This window comes from Candidatus Ichthyocystis hellenicum (assembly GCF_001460935.1).
Taxonomy (GTDB): domain Bacteria; phylum Pseudomonadota; class Gammaproteobacteria; order Burkholderiales; family 2013Ark19i; genus Ichthyocystis; species Ichthyocystis hellenicum.
Map to the genome: position 1 here is coordinate 888,709 of NZ_LN906597.1, position 25,796 is coordinate 914,504.

Below are 25,796 nucleotides of genomic sequence, written 5' to 3' on the forward strand. Positions count from 1 at the left end.
TGATATTTATTTAATATTGTTGATTAGTAAGTGCTGAGATGTTGCCTAATATTTTTCTGTGTATTACTTGTCAAAAGGAGTTGTTACTTTTATGGTTGTCGTAGTTTTTTATGATGTTTGTATATTTGGGTACTGGTAAAATTATATTACAATTAATTGTTTTGTTGATATCCTTGCTGATTTATTTTGGTGGTGGTATTTTTATTGGTTGTGTATTGATATTTTTGATGGTGTTTATCTGGCTTTATGAGAGCAGTATATGTAAAAAGGTGTACCTATATAAATAGCTGTATTTTCTTTAAGAAATATAAGCAAGTTTGGTAAGGGTATTGAATGTTAATTAATAGAAAAACGATCATCGTATAGATAAAGATAATTTTGGCAATTATTCGTTGTCGTTTCTACTCAAAGGTGACGGCTTGTTGGATTGTATTCATTAGCATACATAGGGTTAATATTTTACACTTACACCAGTGGTGCCCATTTAATTGGGCATTGTTGTTATGCAGCTAATGCATATTAAATTGCTGCTAGGATGTAAATGTTGTCTTAAATAATACTTAGTTTTGCACCAAAAATAGTAAATTTGTAAGTGAGTTATTTTATCATTACGATTATTAATTAGACTAGGATTCATATTTAATTTTTACGCGGCCATAGTAACATTACTAAATAAAATGTGGGTGGTCTTAATGGATACTGTATATGATCATGGATTGCGATGTTATGTTTCCCATGCCAATAAAGATGAATGCCATACTATAGAGTATAAAGTTACAGATCATGATTATGCATCCGGAGATCGTGGTTGTAGTCTATACCAAGATCATAGTTATGCATCTCAAGGTAGTGATTCTATACTTCATGGCATTAGTCATGTATCTCAAGATCACAACTACACAATTAATAATCATGATTATGTAACTCACGATCATAACTACATGGCTAAAAATAGCGGTTGTGTATTTATTCATAATGTTAATGCATACATTAATGTAAACTACAACGATTCATATCATTTTGGTAAATTAGGTAGGGATCGCATTTGTTCTCCTTCAACGCCAGTGATGGATACTGCTACTTGCCATGCTAAAGATTTATATAATTTTTATGGATATAGAATAGATATTGGATCGATATCTGAAATTTGTAGTGATGGTTTTTTACAAGGCCATGCAAATAAATGTGGATACACTCTTTCAGAAGATTTTATGTCTATTATGGTTAAAAATAAGAATGACTTTATGGTCGTAATTGATTATTTCATACATAGTGGTTTTCCTTTCCTGAGGAATTCTATACAAGATATTACAAAGGAATCAATGGACAAAATTTGTTTTTCTTTTTTAAAAGAAGTTTATAATTTGAGATCTAAATTTATAAATATTATGCACTCTAGTGTTTTTCCTACAATAATAAAAAATATTTTTGATGCTAAAGTTATTTGTGGAGATTTTCAGCGCAAAATGACCTACTTTGAAATGGAACAGTTATTTCTGAGTTTTGCTTCTGTGTTGGAGGTGCTAATTATGTCAAAGATAATGGACTATTGGAATTATTTTTATAATGAAAAAAAAATATTCTTGCCACCATCGTTGAGTGTTGACTACAGCAATCCATTCTATTATGCACACTGCTCGAACAGGATTGACATGCCAAGAGTAACTCACCCATCTTCTTTTGTGTACAAATTTGGTGAGTACATTTCCTTTATGACTGTATCTAAGATAGATGATATTTCATATGATTTTGTAACTAAAATTATTGACGGACTGAAAAAAACTATTCATTACAGATGCATAAGCATACGCGATTATAGCACTAATATTAGCAGGGACGTTAAAAAATTACTAATAGAATCACAAGACCTTATCAGAAAAGAATTTGATAAAAAGATAGCTGAGGGAGGAGTGATAAATGATCTAAGTAATTTATTGAATGAATTAATAGTGTGGGATAGAGTTGAATTTAAAGTGAAGGTTACAAATGGGGGTGTGTCTTCAATTATTGAATTAATTGTTAATGATGTATATAAATCGTTAATGTGTTATGCCGGTAGTTTGTGTTCTATTATTAGAAATTTTAACTTTAAAGCTAAGTCTTTAAATAAAGCAAAGGCGATTTCAAGGTCTAGACGTAGGCGTACTGCAGAGGATAAGTGGGGGATTAGACTTCACCCAGACTACAGTCATAATATTTTATCTATCAGGAAAAGATATTCATCTAAATCTAGGAATGTTATTAGGAGTAAATTTTGTGAAATTATAAGAGAAAAATATAAAATTTCAGGGAATAATGCTATTCCAGATCTTAGTTGGAATAAAATTTCAAGAAATGTATTTCCAGTTGCTCAAGAAGCTATTGTATGTTTTCTGGACGAGGAGCGTTCAGAACTCAGCAGGCTTTTATCTAGTGCACGTGTAGTGGAAGATCCATGTATATTTGATGGCTCTTATCTTGGTACTAGAGAAGCTACATCTAGTGAAAGAGATAGTATCTTAAAGATTGCTATCAAAAATTTAGATCGACAAACGAAGGATTTGTTTAGGAAAATATGGGTAAATTTAATAAATATTTTAAAAGCTAATGCATCCAAAGGTGATGTTGATTTCAGTTGTAAAGCAGAAGAGTACATAGATGATATGTTTTCCAATTGTGAGTCAAACTCTGCATTACCAGTGATCCTTGAAAATGATGAATCATTAACTGACTATTTTTCATTGCAAAGAGAATCTTCTGCATTTATGTCAGATCCCATGGCTTTAAATTGCTTTTCTTTAGGAATCAAATCAGATAAGATTTATAATAGATGGGGATTAAATCTTCATCCCGATGATGACAAATTAATTTTATTTATAAGAAAAAAGTTTTCATCGGATATTAAGGGTAGGCTTCATGTTTTATTTTCTGATATGTTGGAAAGAAAAGTCATGCTCCCGAGTGGTAGGGAGGTTTGCAAATGTTCTTGGGCTTCTATTTCTAGTGAATTATATCCTATAGCTATGAAATCAATAGAATTGATTCTTGAAGAGCAACACAGAGAATTAGATAATATTTTGTCTAACTCACGTGTGATTGATATTGTTGCCAAAAATGTTGATGCCTGTGTTATTAGAAAAATTACAGATGACGAAAAAGGTTGCGTCATGGTGCGAGTTAAGGAAATCATACATAGAGGATTAAGATTTTCCTTTAGAGAGGTATGGATGGGTATAACTAAGATATCAAGGTATGGGTACAAAGAAACATCTGATAATGTTTATGGTGATATTTACGAAGATTATACAGAGTGCGGTAACTTTGGACCTAGGATTCGTTATAGTGATAGTATGAGCATTTTTCATGTTAGAAGAAAATATTCTTCTCGCATCAGGAAGCATATTTATAATAAATTTTATGAGATGCTAAAAAACAGGCATAAATTTGAAGATAATACTGTCATTGGTAGGTTCGCTTGGTTCAGGGTGTCAAAGAATTTGGTTCCAATTGCTCGAGATGAAGTTAAGTCAATTATCGAGGATGAAAATAAATCATTGGAAGAAGTTGTATCCAGGGCACGTATAGTGCTTGATTATGCAACTGACCGAGAAATTACAAGTGAGGAAAAGCATATTGTTTTGAAAAATGTTATTAAACTTGTAAGTAAGGAATTAAAGAATTTGTTTAGAAGGGCATGGTTAGATGTTATTGATTCTTTCGATGAAAATCTAGAGTCTTCTGTGGTTTGTGCTGCAGAAAATGTAGGTGCCGCTGAAGTTGGTTGTAGTAAAGAAACAGTTGTTGCATCAATTAATATTCCGGGTACTATAAAAGTAGAGAAGCAAGAACATAATGAGGCTAAGGATTATTCTTGTAAGGTTAGTTTGAGGTACGAGGATGATGTTGCTATTTTAAATGTCAGGAGGACATTTTCATCTTATATAAGCAAATGTATTTATAATAAATTCAGTGAAATGATAAAAAACAGCCATAAATTTGACGATGATACTGCGATAGGTGTAGTTGCTTGGTTCAGAGTATCTAAGAATGTATTTCCTATTGCTAAAAGAGAAATTAATCACATACTTGAGGATGAAGTTAAGCTGATAAAGGAAGTTGTATCCAGAGCGCGTGTAGTAGTTGGTTCCAAAATTGATAGAGAAATTACAAATGAAGAAAAATCTGCTGTTTTTAGAAACACTATGAAATGTGTAGATAGAGAGTTAAAAGCTTTGTTTAGGAGAGTTTGGTCGGATGTAGTAGTTTCTCTGGGATATAATAATATTATGAGTGAGGGGACATCCATGGAATCTGCTGTCTTTTCTCCCATAGGTTGTGATTTAGATATTACTGAAGTATTTAAAGATGATAATGACTATGTTCCTGTAGTTAATCTTCACTATAGGGATGATATTGCTATTTTAAATACCAGGAGAATATTTTCGTCTAGGATTAATAGGTGTATTAGTAGAAAATTTAGTGAAATGATAGAAAACAAACACAAATTTGATGACGGTACAGTTGCTGATTTATCTCCATGGAAAAGCATATCCAAGAACATGTTGCCTATTATCAAAAAAGAACTAGGGCCCATTGTAGAGGAGGAGCGCATAAGGATAAATCAGATATTATTGAAGTCATATGTTGTTACATCTGATTCCAGTTCGTCTTCTGTTGTGACTAGAGAGCTTACAACTAAAGAAAGATATTGTACGCTGGGGGTTACTATGAAAAATGTACACAAGCAAATCATGGATGCCATTAGTAGATTATGGGCTGGTATTGTTAAGTCTTCGGAAGAAAAAATTTCAGAATTATCTACGGGTACAGACTTGGAAGTTTATAATTGTGATACATCAGAGATGATTGGATTTATCGAAAATAATTCATCATCGGTAGGATTTATGGATCTTAGGGATGTGGATATAACAAATCTTGATAATATCCGGTTGGAATTTTTTGGGAGTTTGGGGCATATCATTGATGAAGTTTTTACCTCATTATTGTTAGAGTTAGATTTTGATAAATACTTGTATAGGTGTGGTGAATTAAATTCAACTATATCTAAAAGAAGTTACGCATTATTCAGGGAAGGGGGATTTGTTGAGAGAGTTGAGTTGCTGATATCTTCTGCTCTGATAGTTGAGAGTGTTGGTAGTAATAGATCTGTTACCGATGAAGAAAGTAAGATTATTTTTAAAACGTTCATGGATAGTATAGACAGAGATATAGATTACCTTATTAGAAAGCGTGCTGGGGTATTAAACAAACGCAAGAGTGAATTGGCTGCTGATAAAAATTGTCAAGTTGTTACCGTAAGTCAATAATTAATGATGTTTTGTTGATGAATGGTTTGGTTTTTATGATCATGGTTTTGTAGGGGAAATTGGATTGGATGTCAGTTTGGTATCTGGGTTACGCTGTGGTGCTTTAAATAGAAGTGGGTTAATGTTTTATTGATCATGTATTAATTTGTTGGTGCTGTTTATGTGTGCAATTTAAAAAGGTGTTGTTTTTGGGAATAAAATATTATTGTAACAACAAAGAGTTAATTGATCTTAGGTCACGATTTTTTTAGTAATCTTGGGTTGATTTGATTTTGCTGGTATGATTTCTGTGATTTTCAAGTGATGAATGGTGCAGTTGCAATGTCTGTCTTGGCCAACTAATTTTGGTAGTGTTGGTATTGATAATCAAAAAATTAATTAATTAGGATTATCTAACGGATCTGTATGTTAAAGACATAATTTGGTAGTGTTGGTATTGATAATCAAAAAATTAATTAATTAGGATTATCTAACGGATCTGTATGTTAAAGACATAATGAGGCAGTAAGTGTTGTTACAACAATATTATTTTGATGGTTGGATCTTACTGTCAGTAATATTGAGAATTCATTTAACAGTTGTATTTAAATGTGTACCATAATATATCTAAATCTAAATAAACTTTTTTATTAGTTGAGTTTTTACCTACTTGTTACTACATATACCATGTTTTGTTTTTGTCATTGCACTATTTTCAGAAAAAATTTCATATATATATCATAATTAATTGTAGTAGAATTCTACACCTAACTTGTTGCTTTGTGATGTCGTTGCTACTTAATAAATAGAGGGTGTTGTTCGTATGGATAATGTACGTATTAATTGGATGGAATATGACTCTGTCAGTGATGTTGGAGGTCGGGGTCGTAATCTGTATGGGGAAACTGAAAATGGTGTTGGATTCAATGCTGGTAGTATGTCTGCTAATTATGGTGCGGGCAATGTTAGGGGTGGATTTTCTCCATCTGATGAGTTAATGCAGGAAACGCAAGGTTTTCTCCAGTTACAAGGAGTTCCCTTTGTTGGTTGTAATTTGGCGGCAAGGAGCGAATTACCTGCATCTGATTGTTTTCTGCAGGGAATGCAAGGAATGCAGATGCAAGGAATACAGATGCAAGGAATGCAGATGCAAGGAATGCAGATGCAAGGAATGCAGATGCAAGGAATGCAGATGCAAGGAATGCAGATGCAAGGAATGCAGATGCAAGGAATGCAGATGCAAGGAATGCAGATGCAAGGAATGCAGATGCAGGGAATGCAAGGTGGGCAAAGAACACAAGAGTTTGGTCGCAGCTTTAATTTTGATCAGGGAGGGCAAGGAGGGCAGGGAATGCAAGGAGGGCAGGGAATGCAAGGTGGGCAAAGAACACAAGAGTTTGGTCGCAGCTTTAATTTTGATCAGGGAGGGCAAGGAAGGCAAGGAACACAAGAGTTTGGTCGCAGATATAATTTTGGTCATGGAGGGCAAGGAGGGCAGGGAATGCAAGGAGGGCAAAGAACACAAGAGTTTGGTAGCAGATATAATTTTGGTCATGGAGGGCAAGGAGGTCAGAGAATGCAAGGAGGGCAAGGAGCACAAGAGTTTGGTCGCAGCTGTAATTTTGATCTGGGCGATGGTGGGGAACATGAAATAGAAATAAGCATAACTGCTGATGTTGATGCTTCATTTACCCCATCTGAATCTACAGATGGTGTTTGTGCGTCAGTGACATTCTCTAGCTCCATATGTTTTAACCGGGTTTGATAAAAAATACTGAATAAAAAAGGTGTTGTTAGGTATGATGTTGCTAACAAAGATTTAATTAGTTTCAGTTGGTAGTTTTAGTTAGTTTGTGGATGTTGTTATAATTTCTGCGTACAGAGTTTTTTGTTTTATAGTGGGCATGGTAATTTAGTGCTTAGTCTGCTTTTGTGTACTGTTTGACGCTTATGGTGCTTTGTTTATCTATGGGTACTTTTTGTTTTAGCTGATATGTTGCTGAGTAATCAAGTAGGACGATATATTTATGCGGCACAGATATCTGTCTTTATGGTAGACGATTTTGTTTTGTGCTAGGGATCCTGTTTATCATAATTTATTTGACGTGATGACTGTATTTATTAATGTGAAAACCTATGGTTATGTTTGCTGTAACAAATTTGCATATCCACTTGATTTTTTTGGTTCATGAGTAGGGTATTTGTTGTCGTTGATTTTTTTTACCAAGTATTATATAAATTTATTTATAACTTATTTATAAGCTCTTGATCACTTAACAAGTTAAATATCGGTAATTATGTTTGGTTGATATTTTAGCTTTTATTTTTATTGTTGCCGGAAGTTATATTATTGTTGCCGGAAGTTATATTTTAGATGTAGGTGATTTAATTTGTGACTAGTCTAATAAAATTATAAAGAGATAGATAAAGAAGTAAAAACATTTTAGCCGTGATTTTCAAGTAATTAATAACATAGGTGCAATTTCTATTTGGTGACTCAATTTTAGTAGGCTTGCTCATAAAAATTATTTAAGTGTTACGCTTTTAGCATAGTTCAAGTTTTAACTGGGCATAGTTTAATTAGTATTAACTGCCATATTTATATATCTATGATAAGTAAGTTAATCAATTTTTTAGGCTAATGGGAAAATGTAATACAGCAACAAGTGTCATCATAAAAAATATTATTTTAATCCTTAAATCTAAATGGCATATTACAGGCTCAGCTATCAGGCGTATTTAAATGTAAGACGCTCTTGCTCTAACTAAACTAATTTTTTATTAGTTGTGTTTTTATCTATTTATTATTATAGCTACTGTATAATGTTTTTGTTATCACATAATTTTCAGAAAAAATTTCATATATGTCATAATTAATTGTAGTAGAATGTCATTCTAACTTGGCGCTAATTATACTGTTGTTGCTGTGTAAATAAGAGAGTGCTGTGAATATGGATAATGTACATATTGGTTCGTTAGAATATAACGGTGTCAACGATGTTGGAGGTGAGTTTTGTAATCTACATGGAGAAACTGAAAAAGGTGCTGTTGAATTTAATTCAAACAGTCTATTTTCTAATTATGATGTGAGTAGTGTCAGGAGTGGGTTGTCTATATCTGCTGAATTACTACATGAAATGCAAGAATTTATTCAGTTGCAAGGGGATCCAGTATCTCAGGGGTCGGATCTTGTAAGCGTAGAAAGTGGTTTATGTGAATCTAATCATTTGCTACAAGAAAAACTAGAATCTCACGAATTGCAAAGTGTGGGTTGTGGATACGGGCATGGTTTTGATATTGAATCTATAAAAGAAGAATCTAAAGTTGAAAAAAAAATAGTTTCTAATGAGATTGGGTTTCCTACATCTTCCGCTGTGTTTAATTATATAGATATATCTTTTCCTGATGCAAATAGTGTATTTGCTGATTGCGACTCTACGGCAGGTGGTGATTTATATTCGTTTGATTGTTTACTGCAAGGAGAGCAAGGAGAGCAAGGAGTGCAAGAGTTTGGTCAGATATGCAATTTTGATTTAGTGAAGGGAGGATCTGATGTTGAAAGAAGCATAACTTCAGATGTTGGTATTCCATTTTCCACATCTGAGGTTACAGGAAGCGTTTATTCATCAGTGAAGTCTTCTAGCTCCGTACTTCTTAACCGATTTTTATCAAATACTGAAGAAGAGAAAAAAATTATTGGCGAAGTAGGATTAAATATTCATTCTTATGATTACAGCAATATTTTGCTTATAAAAAAAAAGTTTTTGTCTAGTATTAAGGGGGATATTGGTAATTTATTTTCTGTTATGTTAGAGAGGGGATTTGTGTTTCCAAGTGGGAAGGTGTTATCCAGGTGTATGTGGAGAACTGTTTACGGAGAGTTATGGCAGATTACTGTTGGGTTGCTTGACCCAATAATTAGAGAGACATGCAAAAATATAGACGAAATTTTATCTCAGGCACACGTACTAGATGTTTGTAGTGTTGACCCTTTATATCGTGTTGCTAGGAAAATTACAGATACTGAAAAATGTTCTATTGTTGAGTGCGTCAAGGAATTTATTATATATAAAAGCTTAAGATCTAATATTAGATCAATCTGGTCTCGTGTTATTAAGAACTCAAAATATGATTTTGGAAATATTGGGTATGGTTATACAGAGAAAGATACTGCTGATGATAATTCTGGAATAGGTGGTAGTTGGGGGGTTAAGCTGCGCTACATAGATAATGCTGCTATTTTGAATATTAGAAGGAGCTTTTCTCGTAAGATTAGGATTTGTATTAATAGTAAGTTTAGTGAAATGATAGAAAATAAGTACAAATTTGAAGACGGTACTATTATTGATAAATCTCCTTGGTCGCTTTTATCTAAAAAATTGTTGCCGATTGCTAAAGAGGAAACTAAGTATATAATTGAAGATGAAAGAAAGGAAATAGGTGAGTTTTTATCTGAGGCACGTGTTGATATAGGAAAAGGTTCTGATAGGGAACTTACCAATGAAGAAATAGGGAGTGTTTTACATTCAATTATAAAGCTTGTACTTAAGGAATCTAATTCCGTATTTAGGAGTGAATGGTTAAAGTTAATTTGTTCTTCAGAAAAGGATGTCGCTGGGGTTTCATCTTCTGGTGTACAAGGGGATGATTTCAATAGTAAATCATTTTCTATGGTTAATAAAAATGATTATAGTACTGGTAGTTTTTTTTCTTTTAATAGAAGTGGTGTTAATGGTGCTAGACTTAAATTTGGCGCTTCATTTCACCATGAAGATGATTCTGCTATTTCTGATATTAGAAGTAATTTTTCACGCATTATCGGACGTTGTGTTAGTAGTAAATTTTATGAGATGATAAGAGGAAATTATATATTTGACGATGGCACTGCCATTGGATTGTATCCCTGGAGAGAATTGTCAAAGAAGTTGGTTCCTGTTATTGAGAAAGAGATAGAGCCTATTATTGAGGAGGAACGCCTAAGAATAAATGAAGTTTTGCTGGAGGCGCGGGTACAGGTTTGTTCACCTGATGGGTCTTCATCATATAGGGGGGTTACTTTTGATGAAAGGCCTGTTTTATTAGAAAATATATTGAGATTTTCATCTAGGCATGCTAGATCCAATTTTAGGAGATCGTGGGGGAATGTGATTAGGTCACTAAAATGTAAGCACTTAAAGGAAAATACAAATTTGGCCAAGGATCTGTCTTGTTTGTCGTCAACTGTGGTCAAGGAAGATTTCAAAAGTTCTTGGGAAAGTGTGCTTAAATCACTAGAGGATAAATCTTGTAGCAAAGTTAATAACTTATCAGGTGATGTGTCGTCGACTGTAGATAAGACAAGTACTGATTATATTTTGGGTACTAATGTTGATTATTGTTCCTATGATTTTTATAGTGTTAGCAAAGATGATAGCCTTCAAAAAATTTCTTTTGATGATGTAAGGTCAAAGTATGATGAATTGGGTGTTGACGATCTCAAAATTGTTAAGGAGTGGAACCTAAGTATTTATCCAGATGATTATGTAGATATTTTGTCAGCTAAGAAAAAGTTTGAGAATAATATTGTGGCGGGAATTCGCTATTTCCTTTTTGATATGTTTCAAAAAAAGTTTGTTATTCCGAATGGCAAGTTTTTATTTAAGTGTTCATGGAATAGTGTTTCCAGTATGTTATGTTCACTTTTAAAAGAATCACTGAGCTCTGTTATTAATCATGCATATAAAGAATTGGATGCGATTATATCTTGTGCGCGTTTGGTGGTTATTGGTGATAGGAATGATTTGCGCATAGTTAGAGAAAGCACTGATAATGAAAAGAACATCCTTAGGGAACGTGCTAGGTCTATTGTATCTGAAATATTTAAATCTCACATTAAGTCAGAGTGGTTAAATATTACTAATGATAATTTAAAAATAACTGAGCATATATATTGCTATGATGTAAAAGGTAATTGTAAGATTGATATTAGCTGTGGTGATGCTGCTTCTATTTTTAACATCAGGAAGAAGTTTGCAAGTAAAATTTCTAGTGTTGTTGATAATAAGTTTTATGAAATGGTAATTAATAAACATGAGTTTTGCGATGGTACAGTTATTAGTTTGTCTCCATGGAGATCTATATCTAAAAAACTTTTGCCAGTTATTAAAAAGGAAGTGGATCCTATTATAAAATGTGAGCGTACTGAAATAAGAGATGTTTTGTCTGTATCGCTTGCGATTGTTTATAATTATGGTGATGGTTCTAGTACAACTAGAAAGCTTATTCCCGGAGAGGTGTCTAATTTTGTGGAGATTGTTATGGCATCTGTAGATAAATCTATGTATTTAGCTTTTACTAAATCGTGGAGGAGTGTATTAAAATCCCTAAAGGGGTAATAAAATATTGACCCTATATAATATGGTGTAGGCGGTTAAATGGAGTGTTTTTTTGTCGTCCAATGATTATTGCTTTTATATAATTTCTGGTGGTTGATTGTTTTGTTAAGATAAATGTGTTGTTTATTGCTTGTCGCGTTCTTTGTTCGTGTTTTCTTATAGATAATATATTTTAAAAGCAACTTATGTGTGTTGCGGCTAGTATTATCCTGCTGTTACAGTAATATCCTCATTCCCCTCCTATTACTGTAAATAGATTAAAATTATCGGTCATAAATAATCAGGAATTGATTTGTAATTTATTCAGTGCTTTTTATTTTTAATTTTGAGTAATGTTAGTCTGATACTTTGAGTACGAAATCATTGTTATTAATTATATTTTTATCATAATATTTATTATGCAATTAGATTATTTGTGTAACATCGTATTTTACGATTGTATGAAAATTACTATTTTGTGATTTTTAAAATAAATTTAATGCATATGAGATAATTAATTGGAGTAGAATACAGTCATAGCTATAAGTAATTTACGTTGCTTTATTGATTATGATAAAGGCTTGGATTGAGTATGGAACCTTTGTTTATGAATGAGGGGTGTGATTCAGAATATTTGTATTCTAATTCCAATGTTGCTACTGCTACTGCTACTGCTACTGCTACTGCTACTGCTAATTTTTCTCAATTGATTTCTGAGCTGGAGTCTTCTATCGATTGTAGTACATTAATTGTTCCTACTTCTAGCTTTGCCAATGGGGTGTCTGATTTAGAATATACTTATGATTATTCTCAGGGTGATTATAATTGTATGGCATTGGTTGATGGGATATCTCAGGAAGGTCTTTGTGAGTATAGTTTTGACAATAAGACCTCTGAGGAGCATGGAGTTTTTAATGATGATGTATCTTTGGAGCCTAATTATTTACTTGATTCTAGCCAAATAAGCAATTTATCTTTGATTGCTTTGTCATCTTTAGTACCTATTTATAATTATTTAGGTATTGATAGAAGTAAAGTGATTAATATGTGGGGATTGAATTTGCATCCTAATGATTACAATGGCCTTATGATTTTAAGGAAAAATTTTTTATCAAAAATCAGAGAACATATATACACTTTATTTTACGGTATGTTTAATAATGATACTTCTCTTTCTTGTGGTAAGGATTTGCGCTTTTCCTTATGGGATGATATTTCTAGTGAATTGTGTTCAATTGTGGAGGCTTCTGTTGTTTCGATTGTTAATGATAGTTGCGCAGAATTGGATAAATTTTTATCTAATGCTCGTGTGGTAGATGTTGATACGTGCAGTTTTAATGTTGGTCATATTAGGATAGTCACGGATTTTGAAAAAAGTGATATCATCGATCGTCATGTAGAATTTTTTTATAGAGGACTAAAGGTATCTGTTAGAGAGGTTTGGTTGATTTCAATTAAGAGGTTTTTAAAAAAAAATGAAGATAATAATACATTATACGAAGGGGGTTGTTCTGGGGGTGATTGCAGCAATCTAAAAGTTAACCTCAGATTTAGTGACAAGTTTGCTATCTCTTATGTTAAAGGTAGTTTTTTATCTAAAATCAGTTCCATCATACACAGAAAATTTAGTTCAATGCTTGAGAGTAACCATAGGTTCGAGGATGGAAATGTTCTGTGTAGATTTTCTTGGATGAGAGTGCACAGAAGGTTGTTTCCGGTTGCTGTAAAAGAGGTTAAACGTATTATTAAGGATGAAGAAGGGGAAATAGAGGAAATTTTGTCTAAGGCTCGTGTGGTTACTGATTCTTTGAGTGATAGGGCTATTACAAATTTGGAGAAAAGTGTTGTTTTGAAAATTATTATGGGAGATATTACTAGATCGATAAGGAATATTTGTAAGAAAGTTTGGGGGGGGATAGTTTCTTCCTCACTTGATGAGGTTGTCGTTGATGATAGCGTGAAGTCTGATGTTGCTGGGTGTGGTGGAATAGATATGAATAGTGATATTTGTTTTCCTAAATTTAATCTTCGTTATGAAGATGATAGAGTTATTCTAAATGCTAGAAAAGCTTTTACATGTGAGATTGGAGTCTGTATTAGGAGCAAATTTTGTGAGATGCTAGAACACGGCTATGTGTTTGACGATCACACGGTTATTGATAAATCTCCTTGGAAGAGAATGTCTAAAAAATTATTACCTATAGCTAGGGAGGAGGTTATGCCTATTATAGAAAGGGAACGAGAAAGCATAGATGAAATTTTGTTGAGATCTCGCTTGATAGTTACAGAGACTTGTGATTCTTCGAGAATAACTAAAGAAAGACAGCTTACGTCTGAAGAGAGGTTAAGTCTACTTGAAAGTATTATGAAATCTGTTAACAGGAAATTAACTGATACATTTAGTCGGGTTTGGGTAAGTTTAACTAAGTGAAATTAGATCTACGTCTTACGATATGGTTGCATGAATGTTATCGATGATTGTGTGTCTTCAAGTGTTCCATAGAAATTTTTGCTAGTGATACATTTTTTGTAGTTCTTTAGTTTGTTTTAGTTTGTGTATTTTTATTAAAAAATTTGAAAAATAATTAAATGTTTTTAAAGCTCGAATAAAATGGTTGGTGCCAAGTCACAAGTAGGTTTTCATAGAAACGACTCATTTGTTAGTTATGTTACGTGCAATTGTTTATTAGTATAAGATCATGACGCATTTATCTCTCCCTTTTTATTTAATTGCTGTGCTTGAAATTGACGGACCAAATAGATTTGGTGTAGTTATTTTGTTTATGCATTATATTTTTGTATAATACAATTTTATTTTGAAGAACGTGATAGTGGTTCATTATAATCCTTTAGTTTGTAGTGCAGATGTTGAAGATTGTTTTTGATAGTTAATGTTTTTTAGTGTTGCTGTGCTTTGAATTTTGTGTGATATAATTCGACGTTAATTTTTTTCTTTCTATGTGTTTGTTGAGTGCCGAAAATACTATGATTGGTGTTGATTGTGATAAATTTATTTAGGCTATAATACGAGTTTTTCTTGTTGCTGAAAAATAAGGTTGCGTTGCCGGATATTATACGTATACCATACACCATACGATAGTTTTGTTTGTTGTTGAATTTAATAATTTTTGTGTTTTTGTATAAAAGGTACGTAGTTTATTGGTTGATGTTTATGTGTTCTGATTGTAGTGCAGTTTTGGGTTTTGGTTATAGAGTTTCCGATATTTTTGATATGCGTTCGGAGACTGTTGGTTCGTCTCCATCTTACCGTTCATTGCAGCAAGATTATTGCGTTAGCTATAAATGCAGTGACAGTGCTAGTTGTGGAGTGACGGCGGCGTGTGAAGAAAGTGCAGGGGATGTAAAATTAGCTTATTCTTATCTAGGTTCTTTGGCTGCGGGGAGAAAGGAGATATTTGATAATTTTTCGCTAAATCTCCATCCTAAGGATTACAGTACTATATTGCTTGAGAGGAAAATTTTTTTTTTACGTGCTAAGGAGCAGGTTGGTAATTTGTTTTCTAGTATGCTAACTAAAAGTATTGTTTTTAGGGAAAGAGAGTCTGTTCATCTTCGGGCTTGGAGTGAAGTTTCCGGTAAATTATTTCCAATAGCAGAAAGATTAGTGTGGTCGCTTTTTAAAAAATATACAGTGTTTGATGAAATATTTTCTAATGCGCGTGTAGTTGACATCGTTGATGGTAGCTCTTTGGATTTTGTTATTAAAAAAATTACAGATATAGATAAGTGTCATCTTGTTAATCATACCAAAGAGTTCATACATAAAGAATTGTGTGTTCACGCTAGATTGCTGTGGGAATGTATAATGAAGTTTTATAAGAATATAAATTGTTGTTGCAGTTTTTCTGCTTCTGAAGTTTTTAAACTTAGGGGTGTAGATAATGCCAGTGTAGTTTGTTGTAGGATGAGGTTTTTATCCAGAGTTGAGCAAGCTGTCTACATTAAGTTTAGCCATATTGTGAAGAATAGAGATCAATTTAGCAGTTATGTTGCTATCGGTGTAATTCCTTGGATGGTGGCTTATAAGAGAGTTTATAGGATTGCTAGGGGAGTAGTTGAGTCTATTCTCGAGGGGCAAATTGTAGAACTGAGGGGAATTTTATCCAGGTCGAGAGTGGTGTTTGACTGTGGAGTTGTTAGGGAACTTACGGATAAGGAAAAAGATGGTTTTTTGGAAAGGATTATTAAATTTACAAATGTGGAATTAAGGTATTTATTTAAGAAGGTGTGGATTGGCATTATCGCTCCTTTGTGTGATGGTTATGTTGATGTTATACGATGTGCTATGAATGTAGGGATATTGTATACGCATGATCCATTGGGGGTTCATCTTCGTGCTGAGGATAATCTTGAAATCTTGAACGTCAGGAACAAATTTACAATTGAGATGAATTTGTGCATGTACAATAAGTTTCTTGAGATGATAAATGGTAATCATAAGTTCGGTGACGGCAAGATTGCCGGTGTTCATTCTTGGGATAAGATATCAAAAAGTGTTTTGCGTATAGCCAAAGATTTAGTTGGTCCTATTTTGGAAAGGGAAGTTTCTGAGATAGTATGTATATTGACTAGTAAATCTCGAGTAGTGATTTCTCTTCCCGGTGGTCTTTACTCAATTAGAAGTCTTACCTCCAGTGAGGTATCTGATGCTTTGCAGAAAATAGTTGAGTATTTGCGTAAGCAAGAGGTTTATAGTGCAGATGTATTATGGAATAGTATAATTAAGTCAAGTAAATTATCTAGTAATAATTGCGAATTTGATGTTTTAGTTGGAGACAGTTTTCCCGTTAAATGCTCTTCGTTAGTTACTAGTTCTGCAGAATGTGTAGATCGTGATATTGGTCTTCAGGAAGAGGCATCTGTGGTTAATTGGGAGTATCTGAAGTCTGTCTACTTTTCTTTGGGTATTGACGAGGGTAGGTCTTTTAGGAAGTGGAGTTTTAATATTCATCCTGAGGATTTGAAACGTATTTCATCTATTAGAGGAGTTTTTTTAAAACAGGTTAGGAAACAATGTATGGGTTTGTTTTCTGATATGTTAGATAGAAGGGATGTTCTTCCAAGTGGTAGAGTGCTACTTAGTACTTGCTCGTGGTTTGATGTTTCTAGTGAATTACAGCCTATTGCTATGGAATTTATTAAAGGTACCATCGAAGAAGGGCATAGAGAGTTAGATAGAGTTTTATCTAACTCTCGCATAATTGATGTTGATGCCAATAATGTTCTTTATCGTATTATTAGAAAAATTAAAGATGATGAGAAAAATCATATTAAAGTTATTGCTAGTAGTATTGAATCTAAAAGCTTGAAGTTTTATCTAGGGTTGATATGGTTGCGTGTGTCTAAGACCCATACTGATTGTGGTGGTGGGAGCGATTCGGGTAAAGATATTCCTGTCTCGGGTAGGAATTATAACTTCGGCGTTAGGATTAGGAAAAGTGATTGTATTGCAATCTGTAGTGCCAAATCGAAGTTTTCACCAATAATGTATGAAATTTTGGATTCTAAATTTAGGGAGATGATAAAAAATAAATATAGATTTGATGATAATACTGTTATTAGTAAACTTGCCTGGTTTAGGCTATCTGAAAAATTGTTTCCTGTTGCTAAAAAGGAAGTGGATCATGTTATTTCAGATAGGAGAGAGGAACTGGAAAGAATTTTGTTTGGGGTGCGTGTGGTGGTTGATTACAAAACTGATAGAAAAATTACGGATGAAGAAAAAGATGTTGTTTTGCATAATGTTTTTAAGAAAGAAAATGTGGAATTGAGGCGTTTTTTTAGTACCGTGTGGGTTAATGTTATATCTTCATTATTTGGTGATTCTTGTGATCAGGAGAATAATGAAGAACAAAATGCAGATGCTAGCATGGTTAATTTGGTTAATGAAGGAAATGAAAAAATAGCAGTTAATATTTATTACGAGGATGATATTAGTATTTTTAATGTGAGGAGGAGGTATTCTCGTGAGATGCATAAATGTATTACTAACAAGTTTTCCAAAATGGTAGCAAATGGATATAGATTTGATGGTGGTGAGGTCATAGAAAGACTTCCTTGGAGAAATATTTCAAGGATAGTATCACCAATTGCTAGGATGGAGGTAGCTCCGATTGTCGAAAGGGAGCGTTTAGAAATATATGAAATTTTATCAAGGTCGCGTGCTGTTGTTGCTTTGAATGATGATCGTAGTGCTGTTAGAGCTTTTACATTTAGAGAAAGATCTTATTTTTTGGACAAATTTATGAAAGTTGTATATGAAAGATGTGGTGTTATGTTTAGTGAAATTTGGTCAAAGGTAGTTAGGTTGTCAGATGGTTAGTTTTAAGAATTATATGAAGATAAGTAATACGGACCAATGCCGATGGTTGTCTATTGTAGGTCGTGTAACTTTTGGTATTCTGTTTTAGTAATTATAATTATTAGTAGGATTATTCTTTATTACCATTTCATTGATTTTTCCTTGTTTGTTTTTTTCTAGAACCGTGATAGCTTAAACCATTACTGAAGAGATGTATGCAAAATAAATGTGTTAATAGATACTTTAGTTCTTAGTCATGTAATGGTTGGAAAAAGATAGTATTTACGTAATTATAATTGATGATTTTTTCCCGTTTTTATCTTTCTATAATTTTATATTTTTCGGTTTATGTTTGATAGGATTGGTGGAACTTTTATTCCATGATATGTTCATATTAATAATGTAGATGGTATTAATTTCTGGGACCCATTGTGTAAGATATAAACTATATTGTATTTGTAAGCTTATGTAGTAGTAAGTTTTTGTAAGATGTGATAGGCAGGCTTACGTGCGATGATACATATTATTTTGTGATGGGGTATTGGTGTCATTATCAGTATAGAAGTTGTAACTAATTTATGTAAATTTCTTGCTGATTTATATTTTTCACCGGATGGTTGCTGAATATCGTTATCTCATTCAAAGAAAAAGGTCAGAGTTTGATTAATTTATCAATGCTGGTGTAATTAAATTATGTGAAATTATAAACTTAGATAATGGCACTGTTATTGCTGGGTATTATATTTTATCAAAGTAATGACATTTATTTTGTAGTGATGCATGTTATTTCGGTAAGACTTATTATTATTTGATATAGAGTTATGATGTTATTATTTTTAAGCTAATATTATCATCCTCGTTTGAATGTCTAGATATGCGATGCAATTTGTGCAAATTAAATACAACAATACAATAGTGGGTGGTAACGTTAAAATTATGCGTAGGTATTGATGTAGTGATTAAAAATAACTTATGCATAACATTCTTATTTTTATGCTACTAGTATAGACGTAATTTTTCTAAAACAAATCTAATATGATTTAGTTCTTATATCATTCATTGTTGTGATAAAATTGGTATTCGATTTTTTGGGAATAGTATTATCTTTTCTGGTTTATGACAAATAACGCAACGAGGAATTGTAGGTATTATGGATAGCTTATGTGTGAATGAACTTGGATGCCATATTTCTCAAGTTGGTGATGTTGAGAGTAATTGCGCGTCAAGTAAAGATACAGATGACTTTAAGTTGGTTGTCTGCGAGTTTGATGAAGATAGAAGTTATTCCCCTGTATTCATTGGGTTGCAAGGTGCTCCGGAAGCCAAAATCACATCAGAAAAAAAACTTACACCAGAATTGCAATATACGCCGGGGTCGCAGTGCTTGCCTTCACTAGAAAGAGACGGTGATAATAATTATAATTTTGGTAATTCTTGTTCTGAGTACAAACCGCTTGTTGTAGATTGTTGTCGGTTGATTGATAAAACTCTTTTAAAGAGTAATGGGTTTCTTTTAGTTTCTTTAGAAGATATGAAATACTCTTATGATTCGTTGAACATTAAACCAGATAAAATGTTTAGTAAGTTTGGGTTGAATTTATATCCCCAAGACTATCATTCTATTTCAGTTGTCAGGAAAAAATTTTCAGGCTACGTTAGAGATAGTCTTTGTTCGTCTTTTTCTGGTATGTTAAGGTCTAGAGCTACTCTTCCCGGTGGTGGGGTAGTTGAGGAATGTTCGTGGCGCAAGATATCTATTGGATTATATCCTGTTGCAAAAGAGTTTGTTGATTCAATTATTAATGATGAATATACCCAGCTGGATGTTGTCGTATCGGAACTATGTATAGTTGATTTTAGTGATGATAATGGTTTTTGTAGTGTTAGAGAGTCTACTAGTGAAGAAAAGACTCATGTTATGGAGTGTGTTAAAAGGATTGTTAATAAAGATTTAAGATTTTGTGCGAGATCAGCTTGGGTAGATGCATCTAAAATAGTATTTAGCAGAAGTAAGTGTGTTGAGTGCGGAAAGGATGATTTTGGGGTAATACTTCGCGGTAGTGACAATAGCAGTATTTTAAAAACTAGAAGGAAATTTTCACGTAATATTTTATCAGTTGTTGGTGCTAAGTTTCGTGAAATGCTAAGAAATGGATATAAATTTGAAGATGATACTGTTCTAGGTAAATTTTCCTGGTTTAGGGTTTCCAGAAAATTATTGCCCGTTGCTCAAGAAGAAGTTAAGCATATACTTTATGCTCAAAGGGTAGAGCTGAAGAGAATTATATCCGAATCGCGAGCGGTTGCTAATAATAAAATTGATAGGGAACTTACTGTTGAAGAAAAAAGCAGTGTTTTCAACAAAATTATGAAACTCGTGGATGTAGAAGCTAGGTATTCTTTTAGGAAGGTGTGGTCGGATATACTTAAGTCTTTTTTGCATGAAAGTGATGGGAGTGCTAGATGTTCTAACGATATTGTTGTTGATGGTAAATTTGAGAATAATCTCCATTATGAGGATGATGCTGCTATCTTAAATATAAGAAGGAGATTTTCATCTGATATGTCTGATCTTGTCAGGAAAAAGTTTTGTGAGATTATATCTAGTGGATATGTAGTTTCTGATGGTCGTACTATTGACAATTATTCTTGGCCAGAGATTTCTAAGGTTATTTCTCCCGTTGTTAAGGAGTTAGTGAGACCGCTTTTGGAAAAAGAGAGAGAAAAAATATATGAAGTTTTGATGAAAGCTCGGGTAGTTGTTTCTACGCCTGGGATTTATTCTAGTGCAACCAGAAAGCTTACTTCTTCTGAAAGGGAAGTTATTTTTGGAAAGATTATGGCAACTGTGAGAAAAAGATGTACAAGTTTGTTTTCTAACGTGTGGCGCGGTTTGGTTAATTGACAGTTTTGGCAGATTCTAGATGTTTTTTAATATTTTTTGTTATTTAGATCTTGAGGTTTTGTATATATTTAATTAATAATTTTTAAAATAGTTCTCATAGGAAGGATGTTATTAGTGGGTGTGGTTTGTTTAATTCTTGTTGTTGCTATAATTTCTGTTTCATGTTCCGGGATTATATTGTAGGTATATTTGGTGTAGTGATTGGTTTTAAATTTTTAATTTGGGTTAGAGTTTTAGTGTTTGTTTTTGTTGTAAATTTGTGGATTGACCACGGTGTTTTGGGGCATGGTGTGTTGTTGTGCTGGTATTTTTTTCTTGCTTGTTATTGTCATAAGTATGGGATAATGATGCTTGTAGGTTGATTGTTATTTTGTAGTGCATATATATAACGACTTGTGTTTATATTAGATTTGCTGCACAACTGCATTGATGCTTAATAACGATAATACTAAATCCTAGTTTGTGTCGAATTTTGAAGTGCTTTTACCTATGTATACAGAAGAGTGTTATTGGTATGAACAATATTAGCCATTATGTATTTCAGTGCCATCTTTATCAACGTTTTCGGAGTTCTTGTTCTTACACAGACAATGTTTTTTTAGGTAATGGTGATGTTTCCGTTGGTGGTGATTTGCAACCATTATTAGTACAAGCTATACCAAATACAGATTCCACTGTTGTTAGTTCCTATCCCCATAGTTACAATGCTAATGGCGTTTCATGTTTGTCCAACGAGTTACTGCGAGACTTGTGTTCTGGATATGGATATAGTGTGAGTTTCGATGAGATATCTCAAACTTATGATGATAATTTTTTACATGTGTATGCTGTCAAATGTGGCTATGAACTTACCAAAGATTTCTTATCAACTATGCTTAAAAGTAAGCGTAACTTTATGGAAAAGATTAATTCCATTTTAGTTGATTTATGCGGCAGTTTTTCTTTCTTAAAAGACTTAGATGGTGACACATTAAGCGTAACTGATTTGGTTAACAAATTTTGTTCTTCTTTTTCCAAAAACGTATATGATTTGCGACCTAGGTGTATCGAGGTTTTACGGTCTGATATTATTCCTGTGGTAATAAGTAGTATTTTGGATTCCAAGGATATTGTTTGCATTTCAGAACGTGAAATGACATATCAGGAGATGGAGCAATTGTTTGTATATTTTATTACTGTATTGGAGAAATTAATTGCAGTAAGGATAATGGAATACTGGAAAGATTTTTGTAATAAAAATAAATCTCTCTTCTTATTAACTCCTACTGTTAATTATAGCAATCCGTTTGCTTGTGCGTATTATTCTGGTGTTCGGTTACCCAAAATTAATTATCCTGCCGCTTTTGTACATAAGTTTGGTGTTAATATTTCTTTTATGGCTCTTTATAGTATTGATGTAATGAAGGGTAATTTTGTTAGAAAGTGTGTAGATGTATTGAAAGATACTGTTCATTGTAGTTGTTACTATATATATAATTATAGTTCTAGAGTTTATTCTGATGTTATAGCTTTGCGTAATGGTTTGCATATCTTAATCAAAGAGGAATTTGATAGAAAAATAAGTGAAGAGAATTTTGTAAAGAATTTTGCTATTTTTTTTGATAAATTGATGATATGGGATTCTCCTAATTGGGGGGGTAAGGTCGTAAAAAAGAATACACTATTGATTACTAAATTGGTTGTTAATGATATATATAAATCATTAATGTACGATATGACGAATTACATGTGTTCAATAATTAAAAATTATCAACCAAAGATGATTCTTCTATCTAAAATAGATTACTCTGCGGATAGCAGTTTTTTATGTGGCATTGAAAGTAAATGGAAAATTAAGCTTCATCCAGACGACAACTATAATATTTCTTTTATCAGAAGTAAGTTTTTGTCTAAATCTAAATTAATTGTTTGGGGCAAATTTTGTTCTATGATAAGTGGACAATATGAGTTTTCAGATGGCACCCATATTGCTATGGTTGATTGGGAGGAAATTTCAGGAAGATTGCTTCCAATTGCTAAAGAAACTGTTAGCTTTCTTATTGATGACGAATTATTAGAGATACGTAGAGTTTTGTTTAATGCTCGTGTTGTAGAGGATGTTGGTATATTTGATGGATTTTGTGAAGGAACAAGAGAAGCTACATCTGATGAAAAAGATAGTATTTTAAGAATTGCTGCTAGTGATTCTAATACTCAAACTGAGAATGTACTTAGAGACGTTTGGGGGGATTTAATAAAATATAAAAAAACTAGTAGCACTGGTAGCTTTAGATGCATTAGTTCTATTTATGATCTTAGTGAATGCTCTAATAATTATGATGCAGATTTAGGTGTTGATGTAGATTGCACGTTATTGCCGTTTATAGTTAAGAATGGAAGTTTGTTGGTTCTTACTTCATTGGGACAAGGTGAGTTACCTATAACAACTGAAACTATTGATCGTATAAATTACGCCTCATTAGGTAATGCTTTTTTATTCATTAGAAGAAACTTTTCAGAAAAAATTAGAGATCACATTCACAGGCTACTTCATAGCATTTTTGAGGGAGAAATTACACTTTCTGGGGGTAAATTTGTGTCTGACTCTCATTGGAGTATGGTGTCTGGTGAGTTGTATAGGGTTGCACTGAAATCATCTGAGTCATTTGTTAATAGTGAGTGTGTGGAATTGGAGATTTTTTTATCTAAGTCTCGTATGGTTGATTTATGTAAAAATGATGTTTCGTCGTTCATTTTTAGGAAGGTTTCAGATGATGAAAAGAATAATATTATCAAACGAGCTAAGGTACTAATGTATAGGTGGCTGAGGATTTGTGTTAGAGAAATTTGGATAAATTTATCTGCTGCGTCAGTGTCAAAAAATTCTATGGATGAATCAGAATTGCGCTTAGTTAGCTCAGTTCCTGCAGAGTTAACCTATGTTTCTTCAGTAAGTGAGGCAAATCTAATTATTAGTAAATGGGGGTTAAATTTGCATCCTGATGATGACAGAAAGTTTTTTTTTTTAAAAAAGTCTTTTCAAGAGTTGTTGCCAACAATCTTCGTGCATTATTTTCTGGTATGCTGGATCGGGCTGTGGTTCTTCCTAGTGGTAAGGTGGTGTCTTGCCTTCCTTGGAGGCTTGTTTCTGGGGAATTATTCCCAATTGCGTTGAAGTCACTTAAGGCTGTTATTGAGGGTAGGATTGCAGAATTAGATTCTGCATTTTCTAAGGCACGCATAGTGCATTTTACTAAGAATTGTAGTTTTTTTTACATCATAAGGGAAGTTACAGTTGATGAAAAAAATCACCTTATGAGACGTGTAAGGAAGTCTATAGATAAGGGCTTGGTGTTTTCTGTTAGGAGAGCATGGGTAGCTGTTACTAAGACTTCGAGGGGTATGAAGTATGGGTATAAGGAGACGTCTGGAGAGCTTGATGGATGCTCTATAGGAGGTAGTTGGGGAGTTAAACTTCGGTATAGTGATAATGTTGCCATACTTGCTTCCAGGAGGAAATTTTCGTCTAAAGTTATGTTCGTTGTCCGTAATAAATTTATCTTAATGATGAAAGATAATTATAAATTTGATGATGATACATTTATTGGTAGTTTTGCTTGGACTAGGCTTTCTAAAAAACTTTCTCCTATTGCTAGAGATGAAGTTAAGCATATTATTGATGATGAAAATAAAGAACTAGAGGAAATTGTTTCTAAGTCGCGAGTGTTGGTTAATTCTAAAGTTGATAGAGAGATTACAAACGAAGAAAAAGGCGTTGTTTTGAAAAAGATTGGCAGGCTTGTAAATAGAGAATTAAGGAGCACATTTAGTAAAGCATGGGTTGAGGTTCTTCATTCTTTAGAAAAAGACTGTGTTAGTGTTAGATCTTCTGTAAGATCTACGAATGAGGTCTGTGCTGGCAATAAATATTCTTCAAATATTAATGTGGCAAGTGCTATGTGCTTAGACTCGGAAGATACAGGTAATATTTTAGGCTCAGGAGATAGAGATGGTGGTCTAGGAGTTGATTTATATTATGAAGATGATATGGCTATTTCAAGTATTAGGAGGAAATTTTTATCAAAAGTTGGTAAATGCGTTAGCGATAAATTTATCAAAATGATAAAAGAGGGGAAAAAATTCGGAGATGGTATGGTTGTTCATAGATCTTCTTGGAGTAGAGTATCGAAGAATATGTTGCCCATAGTTAGAAAAGAAATTAAACCAATCATAGATGATGAGCGTGTAAAGATAAATGATGTTTTGTTGAAATCGCGTGTAGTTGTTTATTCTCCTGGTTGTGCTTTTGCTACTAGATCTCTGCGATTGGATGAAGTATCTAATGTTCTTAATATTATTATGAAACATGTGTATAGAAGATCTATGGTGCTATCTAGGAAGGAATGGGGTCGTGTAATTAAGTTTCTAGGAAAAGATAGTTGTAATTTTTCTGAAGTGGAAGTATCAAAAATGGCTGAATTAGACGATGATAATCATTCATCAGTGTGCTTACTGGATCTTGCAGAAGTAGATATAGCAGAGCTTGATAACATTAGGCTAGAATTTATTGGAAATTTGGGGGCAGCTGCTGATGAAACTTTTAGTTCATTGTTATTAAATGTTGGTTCGCAAGATCTATCATCTGCTTTGGTTAATGTGTCCTCAGATATAGTTAAAAGAAGTGATAGTTTATTCAAAGAGGGAGGTTTTTTTGACAGAGTTGAATTATTATTATCATCTGCAAAATTAATCAAATATTCTGAAAATAGTAGATCTCTTACTGCTGATGAGAGGAGTTCTGTTTTTAAATTGTTTATGGATAGCGTTGCTAGTGACAGAGATTACCTTCTTAGAAAACGTACCGTGGAATTGATGAATGCCGTTTTCCCCAAGCTTGAGTCTAAGGGCAGGTCATCTGTTGATTCTATGATTTAACTATCATCAATGAATAA

General features: G+C 33.0%; 8 protein-coding genes. All 8 read left to right on the forward strand.

Going from position 1 to position 25,796, the window contains the following annotated elements; translation table 11 throughout:
- Positions 1-692: 692 nt before the first annotated feature.
- The 8 genes from Arg41_RS04065 (at position 693) to Arg41_RS04105 (ending at position 25,779) form a co-directional block, all read left to right on the forward strand.
- Positions 693-5,306 carry a hypothetical protein gene (locus Arg41_RS04065; RefSeq protein WP_092343502.1) on the forward strand — a complete coding sequence of 1,538 codons (4,614 nt, stop codon included), beginning with the start codon at positions 693-695 and terminating at the stop codon, positions 5,304-5,306.
- An 802-nt stretch (positions 5,307-6,108) separates the two neighbouring features.
- Positions 6,109-7,050, forward strand: coding sequence for a hypothetical protein (locus Arg41_RS08550; protein ID WP_242641397.1), 942 nt, complete (start codon positions 6,109-6,111; stop codon positions 7,048-7,050).
- 1,186 nt (positions 7,051-8,236) lie between these two features.
- Positions 8,237-11,659 (forward strand): hypothetical protein, encoded by a 3,423-nt coding sequence (locus Arg41_RS04080; protein WP_092343503.1) that lies wholly within the window; start codon positions 8,237-8,239, stop codon positions 11,657-11,659.
- 571 nt (positions 11,660-12,230) lie between these two features.
- Complete coding sequence (locus Arg41_RS04085; protein WP_092490495.1) at positions 12,231-14,069, forward strand: hypothetical protein; 1,839 nt, start codon at positions 12,231-12,233, stop codon at positions 14,067-14,069.
- Between the two features lie 741 nt (positions 14,070-14,810).
- Positions 14,811-17,981, forward strand: a complete 3,171-nt coding sequence (locus Arg41_RS04090; RefSeq protein WP_092343505.1) for a hypothetical protein — start codon at positions 14,811-14,813, stop codon at positions 17,979-17,981.
- Between the two features lie 1,129 nt (positions 17,982-19,110).
- On the forward strand, positions 19,111-20,865 hold the full coding sequence (locus Arg41_RS04095; RefSeq protein ID WP_092343506.1) for a hypothetical protein: 1,755 nt from the start codon (positions 19,111-19,113) through the stop codon (positions 20,863-20,865).
- Between the two features lie 514 nt (positions 20,866-21,379).
- Positions 21,380-24,019, forward strand: coding sequence for a hypothetical protein (locus Arg41_RS04100; RefSeq protein ID WP_092486041.1), 2,640 nt, complete (start codon positions 21,380-21,382; stop codon positions 24,017-24,019).
- Positions 23,926-25,779 (forward strand): hypothetical protein, encoded by a 1,854-nt coding sequence (locus tag Arg41_RS04105; RefSeq protein ID WP_172792665.1) that lies wholly within the window; start codon positions 23,926-23,928, stop codon positions 25,777-25,779. Before Arg41_RS04100 ends, Arg41_RS04105 begins: the two co-directional genes overlap by 94 nt.
- Positions 25,780-25,796: the final 17 nt, after the last annotated feature.

Excerpts from the sequence above, each read along its gene's own strand:
- Arg41_RS04095 (WP_092343506.1), top strand. The coding sequence starts at position 19,111 with ATGGATAGCTTATGTGTGAATGAACTTGGATGCCATATTTCTCAAGTT.
- Arg41_RS04100 (WP_092486041.1), top strand. The coding sequence starts at position 21,380 with ATGAACAATATTAGCCATTATGTATTTCAGTGCCATCTTTATCAACGT.
- Arg41_RS04085 (WP_092490495.1), top strand. The coding sequence starts at position 12,231 with ATGGAACCTTTGTTTATGAATGAGGGGTGTGATTCAGAATATTTGTAT.
- Arg41_RS08550 (WP_242641397.1), top strand. The coding sequence starts at position 6,109 with ATGGATAATGTACGTATTAATTGGATGGAATATGACTCTGTCAGTGAT.
- Arg41_RS04090 (WP_092343505.1), top strand. The coding sequence starts at position 14,811 with ATGTGTTCTGATTGTAGTGCAGTTTTGGGTTTTGGTTATAGAGTTTCC.
- Arg41_RS04080 (WP_092343503.1), top strand. The coding sequence starts at position 8,237 with ATGGATAATGTACATATTGGTTCGTTAGAATATAACGGTGTCAACGAT.
- Arg41_RS04105 (WP_172792665.1), top strand. The coding sequence starts at position 23,926 with ATGCTGGATCGGGCTGTGGTTCTTCCTAGTGGTAAGGTGGTGTCTTGC.
- Arg41_RS04065 (WP_092343502.1), top strand. The coding sequence starts at position 693 with ATGGATACTGTATATGATCATGGATTGCGATGTTATGTTTCCCATGCC.